Here is an 18,346-nt window from a genome sequence, read left to right as displayed (position 1 = left end):
TTCTATTCAAAATCCAACCGAGAGATCTGAATCTATTAATCAATTATTTGATTTAACTGCAGCTAATCCAGATGTGCGTTTAAACTTATTATTAGCCACCGCAATCAAAGTATCATGCATCTCCATCTCACTCATATCTAACAAACTACCAATTAATCGGCCCAGCTCCTTCGCCCGAATAACCTTCGCCTTCCCAATATGAATCTTCGGATACACCTGCTCCGGATGGACCTCATTCTCATTCAGCAGCTCTTCATACATCTTCTCCCCAGGCCGAAGGCCGGAAAACTTGATGCCAATCTCCTCAACCGTATAGCCCGACAACTTAATAAGATTGACCGCAAGGTCAACAATCTTAACCGGCTCCCCCATATCAAGCACAAATATCTCTCCACCTCGAGCAAGGGACCCCGCCTGTATCACAAGCCGTGAGGCTTCCGGAATCGTCATAAAGTACCGTGTCATCTCAGGATCTGTCACCGTTACCGGACCACCAGCCTGAATTTGTTTCTTAAACAACGGAATCACACTGCCACGGCTGCCCAGTACATTCCCAAACCGAACTGCGACAAACTTTGTTTCACTATCCTGAGCTAAACTCTGAATAATCATCTCCGCAAACCGCTTTGTCGCCCCCATCACATTAGGAGGATTCACAGCCTTATCCGAAGATATCATCACAAAAGTATGAACACCGAAGGTATCAGCAGCTTCAGCAACATTCTTCGTCCCAAAAATATTATTCTTAACCGCTTCCCTCGGGTTATACTCCATCAACGGAACATGCTTATGCGCTGCTGCATGGTAAACAACAAACGGCCGGTGCTCATCCATCACATCAAAAATTCTATCCCGGTCCTGAATATCACCAATCACCGGCACAATTTCAATTTGACCTTGATATTGCTTGCTCAGCTCCATATCAATCAAATAAATACTATTCTCGCCATGCCCCACCAAAACGATTTTACTAGGATGAAACTTACATATCTGCCGGCAGATTTCCGAACCAATTGAACCGCCCGCACCGGTTACCAACACTGTTTTTCCTGACACCCGTTCTGAAATGCCCGCAATATCTAACTCCACCGGATCCCGGCCTAATAAATCCTCCACCTGGACATCCCGAAAGTGATTAACGGACACTTTTCCTGTCATTAAATCTTCTAGCATCGGCATGATTTGTGTCTTGGCCTTTGTTTTTGCACATTCATCAAAAATCCGCTTTAATTCGTTTTGCTTTAAGGACGGGATGGCAATCACGATATTGTCGATATTTAATGACGTTACCGCCTCTTGTATCTGACTAGAATCACCAAACATCGGGATATTTAAAATCTGCAGCTTGTATTTCTTCGGGTCATCATCAATGAAGGCGACTGGCTCTAGCTCCGTATCCGCACTTTTTTGCAATTGGCGGGCCACCATGACTCCGCCAGCACCCGCTCCAATTATGAGCGTCCTCTTTTTCGAGGTATCGCCCTTTAAATACGTATCGCGAATCATTCGCCACACAAAGCGCGAACCGCCAATCGATAATACATACAGCATCCACGTTGTGATTAATGCTCTAACGTATATCTCAAAGTGAGCTATGTATTGAATAACCGCAGTCGTCAACACTGCGAATGTTACGGCCTTCACAATTGCCAGTAACTCCCCGACACTTGCGTATTCCCACGCCTTATTATAAAGCCGGTAACAGCTAGCAAAAATATGATGACAGACCACAAGTGTTATCCCGCTTATGATTATCACTAGTTTTGTGTCAATGATAATCGACGGATGTAATGGATAATAACTTATATATAGTGCCGTTAACACAAGAATCGAATCTAATAGTCCTAAGATAACAAGCCGAGTTCTGTATACCACTCCATCATTCCCCCTTTTATTCTAAAATTCGTCTAGCTGAACAGTTTCTGGCAAAAAAAATAAATACCTAATGAAAACACAAGTGTCTTTACACTCATCCTTTCACTAGCTATTTATTATTTTTATATTTTTTTAAGTGGGCATCTAACCCAGCCTCACATCATCCATTTGACGACCTGCGCCTAAGGACCGAAATGGCCCCACAGCATGATCGAGTGCCCCCATGTATAACGGACAGGGAAGCCTCGCCGGTCAGACCAATGCCTGACATAGATGTATAGTCACATAATGTCTATTCCTATCAGCTTAGATGGGACACAATCGTTCCCTGTAAGGTGGCCCGTATAATCAAAATGGAAATTTATCTAGTTTCCGTGTTATTAAAAAATCCCAAAAATCTTCTTCTTCCTAACTTGCTCCGGCACTTCCTTATAAACATGACTGCCCTCAACCAGGAGCGCTGCATTTTCTTGGAATTGATGCACCATTTCATTCCCATACTTCGCCTGTATCACGTCAAAGGCCTCTCTCATTTTAAACGTCCGATTCCCCGTATTATGAGCATCTGACGCAATAACATGAGTTAGGTTCGCCTCAATCAACTGGTGCGTAAAGCTTTTAATTTTCTTGCCAAAGTCGCCGGAAACACTCGCTGCTGTGACTTGCGATAAGGCTCCCTTTTTGACAAACTGATAAAGAAGGTCCGGCTGCCCGATGATTTGCTGATTCCGCTCCGGATGAACAATCACCGGTACAAGCCCTTTCAACTGCAATTCATAAAACAACTTCTCCGTATATCTCGGTACATGGCTCGACGAGAACTCGACCAATACATATTGGGTACCATTAACCGCGAGGATTTCACCAGATTCGTAGCTTGCGGTCATTTCCCCATAAATCCGTGTTTCCTGACCAGCTAAAATCTTCAAATCTATCTTTTCTTGTTGTAATGCTAGATTCAACGCTTCGACACCAGTAAGAATCCTTTGCTTTGGATTTTCATACTGATTATTTAAATGATGTGGCGTGGCGACAATCGTGCGGATTCCTTGCTCGACAGCTTTCCGCGCCATTTCCAGGCTCTCCGACAAATCCTGTGCTCCATCGTCAACGCCCGGCAATATGTGACAATGCAGATCAATCATAAGCCACACCCACTTCTAATAAACTGTTATCTAATTAAGACTAACACGGTCGAAAGTCCTAGTAAAGGGAGGTATTTTGTCGCATGTTGTCGAAAGTAGTTATTTAGTACCATAATAATAGTAATAATCATTATTTTTAATCTCTTTATTGTTCAACACGACACCAAGCAGCTTGCTTTGTGCATGCTCAAGCAATTCTTTTGCCTTTTTCGCCTGCTCTATTTCTGTCCTCTCACTAAAGACAACAAAAATTGAGCCATCACACTGATTTGCGAGAATTTGTGGATCAGCTACAGCCAGTAACGGCGGTGTATCCAAAATGATATAGTCAAATTGCGCCTTTACTTCTTCCATAAATTGCTCCATTGATTTCGAGCTTAATAATTCAGCTGGATTCGGTGGAATCGGTCCGCTTGTTAAAATATATAAATCCTGCTCATCTGTTTCAATCACTGTTTTTTCAAGTGTCCTTTGCTTTGTCAGCACCGTCGTAAAACCAAAGCCATTATTCTCACCAAACGTATAATGAACCGTTGGCTTTCGAAGATCGGCATCGACTAATAGGACTTTTTTTCCAAGCTGAGCAAAGGTTACGGCTAGGTTCGCCGCTGTCGTTGATTTCCCTTCCCCGGGTCCTGATGAGGTTACCATAATCGTTCTGATTTCTTCATCAATTGCGGAAAATTGGATATTCGTCCGAATAGTCCGAAATTGCTCCGAAATCGGTGACTTTGGTGCAATCGCCGTAATCAGCTTTCGGCTTGGGTCTTTACTTGATTGTGTCCTTTTCTGCCTACGAGCCAAGTGTCTCACCTCTTAACGTTGATTTTCGTGCTGCCCGCTTCAATTTCAATTCTTCAATTTGCTGATCATCAATCGTGGCAATAACCCCTAGAATCGGCAAACCTAAGATTTTTTCAACATCCTGCTCGTTTTTAATCGTGTTATTGAAATACTCCAGTAAGAACGCAAGGCCGACACCTGCCATTAACCCGACGACGATGGCAATCGCCACATTTAATAATGGCCTTGGTTTAATCGGCGCCGGATTTTCCGAAATATCAGCTTTCGCTAAAATACTGACATTATCGACCTTCATAATCTTTGGAATTTCCGTTTGAAACACTTCGGCCGTCTTATTGGCAATTTGCGCTGCCACTAAGGCATCCGGGTCCTGAACAGACAAGTTGACAACCTGTGAATCCTTTTCACTGCCCACGGTAATCTTTCCTTTTAACTGGGAAGCCGTCATCTTTAAATCAAGCTCGCTTACGACAATATCTAAGATCGCCGGGCTTGTGATTATCACATTATAGGTATTTATTAATTGAAGGTTTGTTTGCACCTCACTTGGGCTATAAACATTTTGTTCATTTTTCTGTTGGTTGACGAGAATTTGGGTAGAAGCCTGGTAAATCGGAGTCAATACAAAGTAACTTACCACACCACTAACAATGGCAGCTATTAATGTTATCGACACGATTAAAAGCAATCGCTTTTTTAAGGTCTCAAGTAGCTCTTTTAAACTTATAGTCTCTTCCATTTCGGCCTCCTAATTTCACTACAATATATAGAATATAATATCACAATTTGTCAGCTTTTACTGTAATTTGTCAAATTTAACTCCCTTACTCTATTAAACACCATTTTTACAGATATTTGAATAATAAATAAAAAATTGGTATTAAATTCACACCCATTTACCAAATTTTCTCACAACTCCAACCTTTCAAACTACAAACACAAAAAAGAGGCTCCTCGCCTCTTTATCATTTCCCCATTAGCCGGCTAATGGTTTGAATTTGTAATTTGGAAATATGGGCGATTTTGTCCGAATCGGCAAAATGGGCGAGATAGGTTTCACCGAACGCTTCAATCTTGACGATTTTCCTGAGGTTTACGACGTACGAGCGATGAGTTCGATAAAAGTATTTCGGCAGGCGTTTTGCGATATCCTGAAGGGAATCAGAGGACTCCACCTGCTCCGCCTCCAAATGAATGATCGACTTTCTCCCTTCCTTTTCGACGATTACGATATCTTCCATGTCAAGATAAAGAAACGCGTGATTCGATCTTATAGCAAGCTTATTGATAGCGGCCGCTCCCTGCTTCGCTTCCAATCGCTTGTGCAATTGCAGACCAATCTTCGCCTTTTCTAAGGAAATTAACAGCCGGACCTTCTCGATTGGTTTGACAATATAGTCGACCGCCGAGAGACTAAACGCCTCCACCGCAAACTCATCATAACCGGTCGTAAAGATGACCTGAAGGGCCGGAACCATTTCCTTACACAGCTGTGCTGCCTCGATACCATTGATACCAGGCATATTAATGTCCACTAGCACAATATCCGGCTGCTTCTTGTTCACAAGCTCGATCAGCTCTTCACCGCTCGACGCTTCCCCCGCCAGCACATATCCAGGGAATAACTGAATATAGTGGCCTAGCAGTGTTTTCGATGAAAGGTCATCATCGACAATGATCACTTTCAGATTCTTCATCATACCACTCACTTTTACTTATAATGCCACTCGTCCCCTTATTTTACACTTATTTCGGGACAAAAAGAATGAGCAGAATCTTGGGTTTTAAGCGAGGTCTGATATTTCCGAAACACGGTCTGGGCAGTCATCTTCTTCGGTTTGCCTAACAGGTAGCCCTGAATAATCGGCACATCGATGTTGATGGCCGCAGCTAAATCGTCTTCCTCTTCAATTCCTTCTAATATCACGCCCATTTTGTATTGTGCGTATTGAATCAACAGCGCTACCATTTGCTGTTTTTCCGTTGACGACGATAGTCCGACGGAAAAGTAGCGGTCCAACTTAATAAAATTTGGGGAAAACTCAATGATTTTCTGCAACCCCGTCGCCCCTGTGCCAACATCATCAAGTGCGATCGCAAAGCCGAGGTCTTTGACTAATGCGATTCTTTTCTTAAACTCCGGAAGCTCCCAGCAGGATTCTTCCTCTTTCGTTTCATTGATTTCAATCACTACCCGCCCGTGCACGAACGGATATTTTTTGACTAACTGATTCATGAAAAAAGGAAAATGAGGATGAAGCAGTGTCGATGGATAAAGGTTGAGAAACAACAGCGCCTCCGCTAATTTATTTAACGGAAACCGGCTGATCGCCTGAGCGAAGGATCGTGTGTCCAGCTCAAATAACGTCCCATCGGTTCGTGCCGCAGTGAAGATCTGCTCAATATTGCTATTGCCATATCCGTCCGGAAACCGCAGCAACGCTTCATAGCCAAAAATACTCATCGCATCCACATTCCACATTGGCTGATAAACATGTTCAGTTTTTTGACTGAGAACATCGCTAATTTGTTCCACTCTCCTAACCAATCCGTGACTTTTTTTATAAGAGGATTTTAAAATAGTGTAGATTTTTATGATAAAGGATTTGTTTTAATTACTAGGGATAGTCAGTTGGCATTCATGATTCTTTCTCTGCCGCCGGTTCTACCGTATTTTCTTCGCATGAAGCTGGCATCGATAGAAATCATGGTAATCCCTCTAGTTGTCGTACCGCAGCGCTTAGGAGACGACTCCCTTAATTCCCCGCACATCCCAAATATAGTCAATATTTACTAAAATGTCTAATGACATTAGCGCCTAACAGACAGTTAAATAGACCTAATGACCTTAAATAATGACAGAATACGACATAAAATGCGACATTTCGCAACATTTCAGGAAATAACCAGCCCGTTTGTAATAGTTTGGTAATCTTACCGAAAAATCCAAGGAAAATGTAGACAATTAAACTTATTGGAGTCCGTCCCGCACCAAAATCCCCAAAAAAGCGCCGTCAGTAATTCTGGCGGCGGCTGATTATCGTAAATGTTTCGCAACTACGCTTAAAAAGGCAGGGATATCAACTGGCTTACAAATATACTCCGTAAACCCTTTCGCCAGCGCCCGATTAATTTCGTCTTGAATAGCATTGGCGCTTAAGGCTATGATCGGGGTTTGTTCGCAGGCATGATTCTCTTTGATCCTGTCATATACTTCAAAGCCATTGAGATCGGGGAGGTTTAGATCTAATAGAATTAAATCCGGCAGCTGCCCGATGGCCAGTTCGATTCCCTCAACGCCGGTCGCTGCAGAGTGGAAGCAAATACCTGGGATCGCGCCGAGGATTTCTTTGATTAATTGCAAATTTGACAAATTGTCCTCAATATACAAAATTGTAAACTCGTTGTCTTCGAGCTTGACCGGCGCCTTTTTTTCAAGCAGCGGCTGGCCGCTTGCTCCCGGAGACTTCATGAGCGGGAGGCTGATGCAAAAGTCACTTCCTATTCCCAGCTGGCTTTCAACAGCGACGGTGCCCCCCATTAATTGAATCAATTGCCCGACGAGCGCAAGGCCGATCCCTGTTCCTTCAACTTGCTGTTGACCGCTTCGGTAAAACGGTTCAAAGATCTGTCCTTGCTCAGATAAGGGGATTCCTCGACCGCTATCGACAATATGGACAAACAGGAAACCATCCTTTACGGCCCAGTGAATCGCCACCGTTCCCTTTTCCTGGTTATATTTAATCGCATTATCCAGCAGATTCAAGAATATTTGCTGCAGCTTAAACCGATCCGCGGATACGTAACAATCATCCGCGGCGGTTTGCTGGGTTGCGATGCTAATCCCTTTATTATCGGCAAGCGGGGAAATAAAGCGGACACATTCATCGATAACGGCATCGATTCGAATCGCCTCCATTTCCAATTTCAGCTTCCCCGCCTCGATTGCCGCTAAATCCAAAACGTCATTAATTAACGTCAATAAATGAGTCCCGCCTTTTCGGATTTGATCGACAAACTGCCACTGCTTCTCGGTTAGCGTCTCCTCTAACTCCAACAAGTGCGAAAAGCCAAGGATCGCATTTAACGGCGTGCGCAGTTCATGACTCATCCGCGATAAAAACTTCGATTTTGCCTGATTGGCCTTGACCGCTTCTTCCTTTGTTTCGATGATGCTCCTTTCCATCGCCCGCCGTTCGGTAATGTCCACACCGGAACCGATGACCTCGACGACTTTCCCCTTTTTCTTCACTGGACTTAACGTGACATAATAGTCCACCCCGTTTAGCCGGGCTTCGTAATCGCTGATTTCACCGATCCAGGCACTTGAATAGGCCTGCTCAATCCGATCGGCATCCTCTTTCGAATAAAACTGATGGAGATTTTTCCCGGTTACCATCGCCGGGGTAAGGCTCATTTTTTCAAGTAATTGACCTTCCATTAACGTGTGAATGTAATGGTCGCCCTGCTTGATGTACTTTAACGTCATCCCTTGCTGGCAGCGGATCGTGTGGAGTAAATCGGACTCTACCTTTTTTACCGCTTGTCTGTATTTAATGAATAACAACAGCGCAATCAGGACCACTGCAGCCGCAACCACTATTACGCATAAATCGGAAACAAACATCTAAACTCTCTCCTTTATCTAACAACAGCGATTGTACACGCCGCCTCCTCCCCCTTTCAACCATGATTTTCCGCATCTGAGAACTTTTTCTATAAAAACCGTTCAACAAATGGTATTATATACCTATCTATTTAAAGGAGTTGCCCAAATGAACTATTTGTTAATGATGATTGAAAACTATCGCAATGAACTATGTGAATTGGTCGAGCGATACGGCCCCACTTCTGCGGAAACAATCGAATGCAGTCAACAGTTAGACGAATTATTAAACTTATTATTGGCCCTTGAGCAAAAAGAACAACTATCCTCATGATGACAGCGTATTAACGGGGAGTGCCACAAATTACTATAGATATTTTTTACATTTTTAGGAAATGAACGAAGTGAACCCGTGCACTAATCACACCGTCTTGATTGGCACGGATGGTTCTTTGAAAAAATTTCAATTAGAGATGGCGCGTTAAATGCTAGATAAGTTTTCTGATTTCGTTAATTTTCAATTTCGAGATTTTTGCCAAATGGTCATAGTCCTTAAAATGAACGATAAAGCTTTCCTTTTGCGGGATGATTTGCGAAATTTTTTCTAAATTAATGATATAGGATCGGTGTGCATGGAAAAAGGTTTCATCGAGACGCGTGAGGATTCGCGCCATCGTTTCGGACGTATCATAAATCTCCTTTTCGGTATAAACAAGACACTTCTTCCCCGCCTTTTCGATAAAGAGGATCTCATCAAGCGGAATAAACAGGGTCGCCGTTTGGTCCCTCAGCTGCAGAATTTTTTGCTGCTGCTTAAGACTGTTCCCCATTTTCTCCCGTTCAAACTCGATGATGTTTTTCGCCTTCTCCAACGCTTGCGCTAACCGCTCCTCCTCCACCGGCTTGAGGAGGTAATCAACAGCAGCCATTTCAAATGCCTCAATTGCATATTCATCAAAGCCGGTAATAAAGATTACTTTAATTGTTGGCAAAAAAGCTAGTACCTCCTTCATCGCCTCCATGCCATTTTTCTTTGCTATTTTTATCGCGGTAAGCACGAGGTCTGGCTTCTTGACAATGACCTCCTCGACGAGCTGCTCCCCATTCGCACACTGTCCAATTAATTGAAACTCAGGTAAACTTGTAAGTAAATGTTTCATGCTGTCTATGGATTCTTGATGATCATCAGCTACTATCACCTTTATTGGACTCATATGTGCATTTCCTTCCTTTATGTTCATGTCTATATTTTAAATGATTTTGTCATAAAATGTATTTGTTTTTTTGAGATTACTACTATGAAAAAGTTGGAAATTAAATATAGGTGGACATAAGACCTAGCTTTTCATCCTCTACAGCCTCGATTATCGCCCTTTCGCGGCTATCATCTTGCAGTATTGTAAAATGGTGCCTACAATAGATGTTAATACCTGACGATACATAGGAGGAACTCTGCAAATCATGTACGTATTCCATTATTATTATCTGGTAATCATCTTTATCCTTTTGGTTGTTGCCTTTTTACTTGGACGATATTTTAAAAAGAAAACGGACAAGCTACAAACTGCGCTGCAAGCAACAAATGAGCAGCTGTCATCCATCTTTACCTATACATCTGATGCGATTAATATTACAACAGTGGACGGAGTGCTTACCTATATCAATCCGGCCTTTGAACAAATGTACGGCTGGAAGAAAGCGGAGCTAATCGGAAAGCCGCTGCCAATTATCCCCGCCGCTTTGCATGGTGAGGAACAGCGTGTACGGGATCTCTTACTTACCGGCAACTCGGTTAACCACTGGGAAGGTTCCTTTTTACGAAAAGACGGCTCTTTCCTCGATGTCGAGGTCACGGTTTCGCCATTAAGAGATGCTGCCGGTACGGTTAATGGCTTCGCGGCGATTACCCGCGACATCTCTGAAAAAAAGCAATATGAGCAAAAACTCATTGAACTCGCCTTCTATGACCCGTTAACAGGTGCTGCCAATCGCCGCTCTTTCTATTTGCGCTTAGCGGCAGCAATGGAGACGGCAAAGGAAGAAAACCTTCGCTTTGCCTTGCTCTATCTCGACTGCGACCGCTTTAAATGTGTCAACGATTCGATGGGCCACGATGTCGGCGATGAATTGCTCAAGCAATTTGTCGCCCGGATTCAAGCCATTCTGCCAGCATCCGCTACCTTGTTTCGCCTCGGCGGCGATGAGTTCGCGATTATCTATGAGAGGCCGTCTTCTGACGCGGAAATTACTAGTTTGGCAGATCGGCTATTGGCTGCGCTGCGTGAGAACTGGTTGATTCAAGGTCATTCATTTGAAACCACCTGTTCGATTGGAATCAGCCTCTTTCCCCAAGATGGCGTCTCGCAAACGGCGTTAATTTCGGCCGCGGACCACGCCCTGTATGAAGCGAAGGATGGCGGGCGGAATCTTTATCGATTCTATACCAATGATTAGCTGATAGGGAAACGTTACGCGGCGGATAACAACCTTTTACTGGAGGATCGCGGACATTACTTGCGACTAGAGGGAGTTCCCTAATGTAAATATTTGTCGATTATAATTGAAATTGGGTTAATTTTCTATCACCTTCTGCTATAATAGGTATGCACTACTTTTTTGGAGGTAATATCGATATGGCGAAATTTCTAACGGCGTTATTAGGAATCGTATTCCTAGTTGTACTCTATTTAGGTCAATCCCATTGGAATCAACAAATGACGGCCTCAGCAAAGAGTAAACCCAGTTCGGGCCTCTACCAAGCTTCCACAACAAAGACAGATAAACTGAACTTAGAAGAGAAAGGTATTGAAAAGGATCTTCTTAGGCTAACCCGTAATTGGCCTTCCGATTCCGTTAACCGATTCAAAGAGACGTTAAAAGCGGAAAAAACGTTCAAAATCCTTTTTGTCGGCTCACCAGCGATTGGTTCTGAAACGGCTGGCCCGTTCCCTCTAGTAAAAGAGCATCTTCTTGAAACCTTTGGGGAGAATTATATCCAAGTAGCAGTCAAAACCTTTGATTCCACTACCACTCAATTCATTAACAATCATCATCAGGCGGAAATTGCCGCCGAACATGCCGATTTAATTGTGCTTGAGCCGTTCATTTTACTAAATAACGGGAAAGTCCTTTTAGACAAGACAATTAAAGATATAACGACAATAATCGATGACGTCAGCGCAAAGAATCCAGGGACTTCCTTTATTCTGCAGCCATCCTATCCGCTCTATAAAGCGAAAATTTACCCACAACAGGTAGCCGGGCTAAAGAAATTTGCCGAGGAACAGGGGCTTCCCTATCTCAATCATTGGGATGCATGGCCCGACCCCAATTCCGATGCAATCAAAGACAATCTGCTTCCGGACCAAAGTGCCCCAAGCGAAAAGGGAAACAAAATATGGAGCGGCTCCATCAGTCAATTCTTAATTAGTGAAAGTGAGTCCGAGTGATTCGCTGATAATCTCACTCTTTGCATACTTGGAATGGTTTCCTTTAACGATTCCGAAGAACAGAAAGCAAAAATCAAAACGGATACTCCTGTCGAACTTTGAAACACAAAAGGCTGCCAATCATCTTGGCAGCCTTTTGTATCTTAGTTTTGCCGGCGAATCGAGCATTAATCGCTCCTAAAAAAAATATCCGGCACAATGGCCGGATGCATAAGTAAAATATTTTTTAAAGGGGTTATGAGAAGAAGATTAGCGACTTCTTTCCACGCTTTTATTATAGCTGGCAAAGATGAAGAAACTATGAACAAATCATGAAAAGTTTCTTTTTTTCATTTTGCAACTGCTTCCGCTCCTTTTTTAACCTGCCTTCCTGTTAAAAATGGACTTACTCCCCCGATTTCTCCTGCATCACTTTAATCAACGCATCCAGCTTCTCATTTCTTGCTTGATCCAACATCGTCTTTTCATTCATGAACCTGATTGTGCGGAAAATAAACCAAATACTAAACGCGAGAATTAACAAATATAGTAAGATTGGAACAAGTGCAAACAACCCGAACAAACTGCCCAACTCATTTGACATAAAAATTCCCCCTCAAATGTAAACTTATACCTATAATATACAAGACCGCCTGATTGTTATCCATGATTTTTTTGTCGAGTATGGCGAAAGATACCTGGTTCAAGGACCGATATGATATTGAAACTGGGAGAACGGTCGCCAATAGTGTCCATTGGCGACCGCAAAGCTCTTGAAATCTGCGGAACGGGCTCCAATAAGGGCTATCTGCAACCGCATCTAATACCAAAAAAGGCCGCCCGGGGTCTCCTCCGGCAGCCTTATGTATTGTATATATAATTAGCCTATTACTAGACTCTTCAAATCCGCTTTCAAATCTTCCATTAATTTTTCTAACGTTATTTCGTGTTCATTTAAGCCCTTGTCATATGCCTTTTTTACGATTTCTGAAAATTCTATGACATTCGAGCTGCTTTCCTTTTCAGATTTCCGTTCCAAATCCCACAATCCTCCTTCCAGTTATATTTAGTTTCATATTCTACTAGATTCGTTGTCGATTGTAAATACATTTCCAATTGAATTTTGTGTAAATTTCGTGAATTTTGTCGATTAGCTTTGATACGCTTTGCTGTCAGGCACCACAACAACTGGTCTTTTGGATAAATACCTATCCCCATCTCCCCCAGAAACCTGGTTTTACACCTCTTGCCGGCACATAAAGGCACAAAGGAAAAATTCCACAATTTTTTTATATCCATTTACACACTTTTTTGTTAATCTATATCATGAGGACGAAAAACTTGTAAAATTTTTGGAGGTTAGATCGAATGAGGTCGGAAAATAAGAAAAATAGAAAATGGTTAAAGGTAACTGGTATTGTCCTTCTTGTCCTTATAATTGGAGCAGGAGCATATGCCTTCACGGTATATAAATCATTGAAAAATGCAGTTACCACGATGCATGAGCCAATTGATCGGAAACAATCTGATAAACGTCAGGAACCGGTTTCTTTTAAAGATAAAAATCCGTTCACCGTATTAATGCTTGGTGTGGATGAACGACCTGGCGATAGGGGCCGTTCAGATACGATGATTGTCTTAGCCGTTAATCCTAACAATAAATCAGTTAAGATGCTAAGCATTCCGCGTGATACTCGCACAGAAATAGTCGGTAAAGGAAAAGATGATAAGATTAACCATGCGTATGCCTTTGGCGGTGTACCAATGTCCATGGATACGGTTGAAAACTTCCTCGATATTCCGATTGACTATTATATGAAGGTAAACATGGAAGGCTTTAAAGATATTGTCGATGCTGTTGGCGGAATTACCGTTCAAAATAATTTAGATTTTACCCAAGATAAAATCCACTTTGCCAAGGGTGAAATAAACCTTAACGGCACAGAGGCATTAGCCTTTACTAGAATGAGAAAACAAGACCCGAATGGCGACTTCGGCCGCCAAGGCAGACAGCGTCAAATCATTCAAGGTGTTATTAAAGAAGGCGCTAGCGTATCAAGCCTTGCTAACTTCTCAGACATCTTTACTGCTCTTGGAAAAAATGTAAAAACAAACCTTTCTTTCGATGATTTGATTGACATTCAAAAGAATTATAAGGATGCAGGTTCGAACATCCAGCAAATGGAAATCAAAGAAACAGGAACAAAGATTGATAAAATCTATTACGGATTAGTTTCTGCCGAAGAGAAGCAAAGAGTTCAAAGCGAATTGAAGGCGCAACTGGAAATACAATAAAGAAAAGCGAAAAATGACCCTGGCAGCGAAAGCCGGGGTCATTTTTTCATTCAAAATTGATATCACGTTTCACGCCATCATTTTCAGGTAGTTGAAAAAACCGAAAATACGATAACCTAAGAAACCGATCTTACTTTCATTTTATAAAAGGAGGAACCATTTCCGGTATAAAAAATAAAATCATAGCGTTCCCCATGATATAAATAGGCTTTCTCTCCTTGATGGAGGATAGGTTCCCCTAGCTGGTCAATGATTTGCTCTTTTGTTATCCCCTCAATATTCATACTTACTTCCTTAACCTGACCGCTTTGATTATATGCCAATTGTATCGACTTATTATTGGCCGCTGTTCCAAGTTCTTCCTTTGTCTTTCCCAACACCGATAAGGTTTTGGCCAACTGTTCATCATTAACAATCGTCCCAACAGCTGAAACCATGCTTTCCTCATTCAATGGTGTTTCCAGTTTGGTTACCAACCTTTCACTTATCCAGCCTTTTAACCCATTTGCTAAAGTAAACTGTAACCAGCTGAAATCTTCTACTGGATCTTTTTCTGTCTGTTCAACCATAATGGGGTCGCCAAAGTCAACCATGGTCACCTTTTTGCTGGTGGCTAAATCAGGAATGTCCCTTACAAACCCGGTGGACAAATTCACGTACCGAAGATCTTTCTCAACAACCGCGGTCGTATCCTCCGCCGGCTGGTTGGCATTCATTTCAGGGTTCTTCTCCTGAGTCTTGTCATCGGCCGTCTTTCCATCTTCTCCATTCGAGACATGTACCTTTTTGTCAGCCTGAAAGTAGGTGATTAAATTATGCCATTTGAAATAGATCAAGGTAGAGGCCAGCAGGAAAACGACCACCAATAGGGATTTTAATACGGCTCCCCTTTTACCTTTAGGCTTTCTCCGGGATAGAACACCATTAGTAGGATCCATTGCAAGTTCGGCCTCACTAGCCTGTCTGCGGCTTCGCTTTTCCATCACCTTCAAATTAAACTGTTTCTTCTCTTCCTTAGACATCTTGTTGAATTCTTTAATGAATTTTTCATACTGCGGGATGACTTCCTCAACAGGTCCGTACGCTCTTACTTCCCCTGCTTCCAGCCAGAGCGCTTTTTGGCAGAATTCCTTCACCTGGCCAATCGAATGACTGATAAAGAATATCGTCTTGCCTTTTTCTTTAAAGCTGTTCATTTTGTCTAGGCATTTTTGCGCAAAAATCTTATCGCCCACCGAAAGGGCTTCATCAATAATCAAGATATCTGGATCGATGTTAACTGAGATAGCAAAACCCAGTCTTGATTTCATCCCGCTTGAGTATTTTTTGACGGGCTGATCAATAAACTCGCCAATTTCGGCAAAATCAATAATTTCCGGCATTAAATCCTGTATCTCTTGCTTTTTAAAGCCGAGCATCAGGCATTTTAGCTCGATATTTTCTCTGCCTGATAGTTGATTATTAAGGCCTGCCCCGATTGAAATGAGGGCGGCGTCTCCCTTAATATCAATTGTACCGGAACTTGGCGGGATGATTCCTGAGATAATATTAGATATGGTTGATTTTCCTGCTCCATTTACCCCGATAATCCCAATAATGTCCCCTTGTTCCGCCTGAAAACTAATATTTTGTAATGCATAAAAGTTTTTCCCATATCCACTCGGTAAAGCCAAATCCAATAATTTATCGGAAGTTTTTTTATACATTTTATATCTTTTTGTGACATTTTTTAAACTAACTGAAGTGCTCATACGTTCTCCTTGCTTATATAAATCTTTGTAGAAATAGTATAGGACTTATTATTCACCTTTTTAAACCAAATAAACAATAGGGTCTAGGAAGGACCCTATAACATAATACCATAAAATTTACATGTTAATAAATAGTCGGAATTGTTCCCTTCAATAAGAATATCAACCAATTTTTTACCTATTGAGATTGCTTTAAGATATATATCCTAAATGATACACCCATAAAAAAAGGTGTATATACATTATTTCACAATTCTTTTGTACCATTTAATTAGTAAAACATGATACAATATATCAGTTGTAAGAGAAATAATATTTTTGAAAAGTAATTTTTTTAAGGATGGGATTATAGTAAATGAAAAGGGTACGAAAAGCCATTATTCCAGCAGCAGGATTGGGAACACGATTCCTGCCAGCAACAAAAGCAATGCCAAAGGAAATGTTACCGATCGTTGATAAGCCAACGATTCAATATATAGTCGAAGAAGCTATTGATTCTGGGATTGAAGATATTATTATTGTAACCGGGAAGTCAAAACGTGCTATTGAAGACCACTTTGATACAACACCAGAGTTGGAACAAAACCTTTTAGAAAAAGAGAAGTATGCACTATTGAAAAAAATTAATTACGTTTCTAACCTTGCTGATATCCATTATATTAGACAAAAAGAGCCGAAAGGTTTGGGACATGCAGTATGGTGCGCCCGTAAATTTATTGGGGATGAGCCGTTTGCCGTCCTGCTCGGAGACGATATCGTCCAAAGTGACACCCCATGCTTAAAGCAGCTGATTAATCAATATGAGGAAACCCATTCTTCGGTCATTGGGGTTCAAACGGTTCACGATGATGAAACGCACCGTTACGGAATTATCGATCCGTCCGCCCAGCAAGGAAGGCGCTATCAAGTGAATAACTTTGTGGAAAAACCAAAGCCGGGAACGGCCCCATCCAATTTAGCGATTATGGGCAGATACGTGCTTACACCAGAAATCTTTAGTTTTTTAGAAAATCAGGAAACGGGCGCTGGCGGGGAAATTCAACTGACAGATGCCATCCAGAAGTTAAACAGCATCCAGCGTGTGTTCGCCTATGACTTTGAGGGTAAGCGATACGATGTGGGTGAGAAAATCGGCTTTGTTAAAACGACCATTGAATTCGCCCTACAGGACGAAAATTTACGTCATGAAGTATTGGACTTTTTAAACGGGATCCTAAAAGAAGAAAGCATAATGAATTAAAACAGGTTATAAAAGCAGAAATAAACTCGGGATTGTTTTCCAAGTTTGTTTCTGTTTTGAAATTATAATGCTTTAAATAGTGGGTATTATCCTATTTTTTATTTCATTTTATTTTTACCTGTTGGCCATCCGGAGCACCCGATAGAACAATTATAGTGGTGGTATGATTTAAAATCTGCACTAAGGCAGGATATACTTCACCTTTATAATTGTACATAAATACACCTTCGTTTTCGTACCTGTAATTCTTTTTATCTAAAATAAAATTTGGATATGTTTCGTTTATCATTTCTGCATAACTTTTTCTATCATAATAAAAGACGTTTTCAACTTTTCCTTCAAAATTTACTACACTAATTGCAGGGTTTCCATCTTTACCCCCGTGAGAAAATATTATTTTATTGTCATGTATAGTTATTCCTTGGGGCTTTTCGAACAACAAATCCTCACTTTTAGTTTTTATAATTTTAAGTAATTTAGGAGAACCTTTAACAACACTATCAAAATCATATACATAAATTTTATCTAATACATTCTTTGTAGCGTTGCATGTCACAATATATTTTTGATTAATATCAAATCCAATTTTATAACTTCCTAGTAAATCTACTTTTCCCTCTATTCTATTCTTTGAATAATTAAAAATTGAAATTTGATCAGTTGGAACTTGTCTTACCAGAAAACATAATTCCCCCTTGTTATTTCTAAACCAAGGCAATCCTTCAGCATATGTACCTGACTGTATTGAAACCTTTCTTGAGTCCTTTTTTTTACCTGTTATTATATTAATCCTTTCAATGGTTAAAGTAGTTCCGCGATTTGGCTGTCTTGCAATATATATATCGTTATCTATTTGATTAACAGATGCCCCTTGAATCCAGCCATCAGCCTTACGAACTGGAAATTTAAGAATGGGTTTCTGGTAATCAAAAAAACTAAGATGGTTACCGGGAAAGACGCCTTTTTCATTTACTTCTTTTTTATTTAGTGAAACTTCTATTTTATTATTATTTAACTCCTTTTTATTGAAAATATTAAAGAAAATAAGAATTACTAAAATAGAAAGCAAACATACTAAAATAGTTTTCCTCTTTTTCAAAAGAACGCCCCCTTTCTATTATTAAGCCTTCATAATTTTTCCTCACACAATAGAACTGGGTTAGAGAATTTATTTTTTGAATAACCAAATATTAATCGGACTA

General features: G+C 41.2%; 17 protein-coding genes. 5 read left to right on the top strand and 12 right to left on the bottom strand.

Annotated elements, in window-relative coordinates; translation table 11 throughout:
• Positions 1 to 39: 39 nt before the first annotated feature.
• The 7 genes from AA980_RS23235 to AA980_RS23205 form a co-directional block, all read right to left on the bottom strand.
• Entirely contained in the window at positions 40 to 1,875 is a 1,836-nt protein-coding gene (locus tag AA980_RS23235) for a polysaccharide biosynthesis protein (RefSeq protein ID WP_024027959.1), read from the bottom strand.
• Between the two features lie 380 nt (positions 1,876 to 2,255).
• A complete protein-coding gene (locus tag AA980_RS23230; RefSeq protein WP_024027958.1) occupies positions 2,256 to 3,020 on the bottom strand; it encodes a tyrosine-protein phosphatase in 765 nt (254 codons plus the stop codon).
• A 99-nt stretch (positions 3,021 to 3,119) separates the two neighbouring features.
• Complete coding sequence (locus tag AA980_RS23225; RefSeq protein WP_024027957.1) at positions 3,120 to 3,824, bottom strand: CpsD/CapB family tyrosine-protein kinase; 705 nt, start codon at positions 3,822 to 3,824, stop codon at positions 3,120 to 3,122.
• A complete protein-coding gene (locus AA980_RS23220) occupies positions 3,814 to 4,563 on the bottom strand; it encodes a YveK family protein (RefSeq protein ID WP_024027956.1) in 750 nt (249 codons plus the stop codon). The genes AA980_RS23225 and AA980_RS23220 overlap by 11 nt, the downstream gene beginning before the upstream one ends.
• Positions 4,564 to 4,789: 226 nt before the next feature.
• Entirely contained in the window at positions 4,790 to 5,524 is a 735-nt protein-coding gene (locus tag AA980_RS23215; RefSeq protein ID WP_235815131.1) for a LytR/AlgR family response regulator transcription factor, read from the bottom strand.
• A 35-nt stretch (positions 5,525 to 5,559) separates the two neighbouring features.
• Positions 5,560 to 6,360: an EAL domain-containing protein gene (locus AA980_RS23210; protein ID WP_024027954.1), complete on the bottom strand. Its 801-nt coding sequence runs from the start codon at positions 6,358 to 6,360 to the stop codon at positions 5,560 to 5,562.
• Positions 6,361 to 6,861: 501 nt separating this feature from the next.
• Positions 6,862 to 8,451 carry an ATP-binding response regulator gene (locus AA980_RS23205; RefSeq protein ID WP_024027953.1) on the bottom strand — a complete coding sequence of 530 codons (1,590 nt, stop codon included), beginning with the start codon at positions 8,449 to 8,451 and terminating at the stop codon, positions 6,862 to 6,864.
• Positions 8,452 to 8,599: 148 nt separating this feature from the next.
• On the opposite strand from AA980_RS23205, the gene AA980_RS26665 reads away from it, so the two are divergent.
• Complete coding sequence (locus AA980_RS26665) at positions 8,600 to 8,764, top strand: aspartyl-phosphate phosphatase Spo0E family protein (RefSeq protein WP_024027952.1); 165 nt, start codon at positions 8,600 to 8,602, stop codon at positions 8,762 to 8,764.
• 154 nt (positions 8,765 to 8,918) lie between these two features.
• On the opposite strand, the gene AA980_RS23200 is transcribed toward AA980_RS26665, so the two are convergent.
• Positions 8,919 to 9,644, bottom strand: a complete 726-nt coding sequence (locus AA980_RS23200) for a LytR/AlgR family response regulator transcription factor (RefSeq protein ID WP_024027951.1) — start codon at positions 9,642 to 9,644, stop codon at positions 8,919 to 8,921.
• Positions 9,645 to 9,891: 247 nt separating this feature from the next.
• Here AA980_RS23200 and AA980_RS23195 point away from each other — a divergent pair, with 247 nt between their 5' ends.
• Together AA980_RS23195 and AA980_RS23190 are read left to right on the top strand one after the other, a co-directional pair.
• On the top strand, positions 9,892 to 10,884 hold the full coding sequence (locus tag AA980_RS23195) for a sensor domain-containing diguanylate cyclase (protein ID WP_024027950.1): 993 nt from the start codon (positions 9,892 to 9,894) through the stop codon (positions 10,882 to 10,884).
• Positions 10,885 to 11,063: 179 nt separating this feature from the next.
• Entirely contained in the window at positions 11,064 to 11,879 is an 816-nt protein-coding gene (locus AA980_RS23190) for an SGNH/GDSL hydrolase family protein (RefSeq protein ID WP_024027949.1), read from the top strand.
• 385 nt (positions 11,880 to 12,264) lie between these two features.
• Here the strand turns inward: AA980_RS23190 and AA980_RS23185 are convergent, their stop codons facing one another.
• Entirely contained in the window at positions 12,265 to 12,462 is a 198-nt protein-coding gene (locus tag AA980_RS23185) for a hypothetical protein (RefSeq protein WP_024027948.1), read from the bottom strand.
• A gap of 276 nt (positions 12,463 to 12,738) precedes the next feature.
• Positions 12,739 to 12,897, bottom strand: coding sequence for a hypothetical protein (locus AA980_RS27395; RefSeq protein WP_156351176.1), 159 nt, complete (start codon positions 12,895 to 12,897; stop codon positions 12,739 to 12,741).
• A gap of 329 nt (positions 12,898 to 13,226) precedes the next feature.
• On the opposite strand from AA980_RS27395, the gene tagU reads away from it, so the two are divergent.
• Positions 13,227 to 14,153 (top strand): polyisoprenyl-teichoic acid--peptidoglycan teichoic acid transferase TagU, encoded by a 927-nt coding sequence (tagU, locus tag AA980_RS23180; RefSeq protein WP_024027947.1) that lies wholly within the window; start codon positions 13,227 to 13,229, stop codon positions 14,151 to 14,153.
• 116 nt (positions 14,154 to 14,269) lie between these two features.
• Here the strand turns inward: tagU and tagH are convergent, their stop codons facing one another.
• Entirely contained in the window at positions 14,270 to 15,904 is a 1,635-nt protein-coding gene (gene tagH / locus AA980_RS23175; RefSeq protein WP_024027946.1) for a teichoic acids export ABC transporter ATP-binding subunit TagH, read from the bottom strand.
• Between the two features lie 355 nt (positions 15,905 to 16,259).
• Here tagH and galU point away from each other — a divergent pair, with 355 nt between their 5' ends.
• Positions 16,260 to 17,144, top strand: coding sequence for a UTP--glucose-1-phosphate uridylyltransferase GalU (gene galU / locus AA980_RS23170; protein WP_024027945.1), 885 nt, complete (start codon positions 16,260 to 16,262; stop codon positions 17,142 to 17,144).
• Positions 17,145 to 17,247: 103 nt separating this feature from the next.
• Here the strand turns inward: galU and AA980_RS23165 are convergent, their stop codons facing one another.
• The gene (locus AA980_RS23165; RefSeq protein WP_024027944.1) at positions 17,248 to 18,243 is read right to left on the bottom strand and encodes a hypothetical protein; all 996 of its coding nucleotides are present in this window, start codon (positions 18,241 to 18,243) and stop codon (positions 17,248 to 17,250) included.
• Between the last annotated feature and the right edge of the window lie 103 nt (positions 18,244 to 18,346).

Origin of the sequence: Neobacillus vireti, assembly GCF_001026695.1 — a bacterium.
GTDB classification, from domain to species: Bacteria; Bacillota; Bacilli; order Bacillales; family Cytobacillaceae; genus Neobacillus; species Neobacillus vireti.
This window is presented reverse-complemented; position numbering and strand designations above follow the sequence as displayed.

Excerpts from the sequence above, each read along its gene's own strand:
- AA980_RS23220 (WP_024027956.1), bottom strand. The coding sequence starts at position 4,563 with ATGGAAGAGACTATAAGTTTAAAAGAGCTACTTGAGACCTTAAAAAAG.
- AA980_RS23205 (WP_024027953.1), bottom strand. The coding sequence starts at position 8,451 with ATGTTTGTTTCCGATTTATGCGTAATAGTGGTTGCGGCTGCAGTGGTC.
- galU (WP_024027945.1), top strand. The coding sequence starts at position 16,260 with ATGAAAAGGGTACGAAAAGCCATTATTCCAGCAGCAGGATTGGGAACA.
- AA980_RS23185 (WP_024027948.1), bottom strand. The coding sequence starts at position 12,462 with ATGTCAAATGAGTTGGGCAGTTTGTTCGGGTTGTTTGCACTTGTTCCA.
- AA980_RS26665 (WP_024027952.1), top strand. The coding sequence starts at position 8,600 with ATGAACTATTTGTTAATGATGATTGAAAACTATCGCAATGAACTATGT.
- tagU (WP_024027947.1), top strand. The coding sequence starts at position 13,227 with ATGAGGTCGGAAAATAAGAAAAATAGAAAATGGTTAAAGGTAACTGGT.
- AA980_RS23230 (WP_024027958.1), bottom strand. The coding sequence starts at position 3,020 with ATGATTGATCTGCATTGTCACATATTGCCGGGCGTTGACGATGGAGCA.
- AA980_RS23190 (WP_024027949.1), top strand. The coding sequence starts at position 11,064 with ATGGCGAAATTTCTAACGGCGTTATTAGGAATCGTATTCCTAGTTGTA.
- tagH (WP_024027946.1), bottom strand. The coding sequence starts at position 15,904 with ATGAGCACTTCAGTTAGTTTAAAAAATGTCACAAAAAGATATAAAATG.
- AA980_RS23200 (WP_024027951.1), bottom strand. The coding sequence starts at position 9,644 with ATGAGTCCAATAAAGGTGATAGTAGCTGATGATCATCAAGAATCCATA.
- AA980_RS23195 (WP_024027950.1), top strand. The coding sequence starts at position 9,892 with ATGTACGTATTCCATTATTATTATCTGGTAATCATCTTTATCCTTTTG.
- AA980_RS23215 (WP_235815131.1), bottom strand. The coding sequence starts at position 5,524 with ATGATGAAGAATCTGAAAGTGATCATTGTCGATGATGACCTTTCATCG.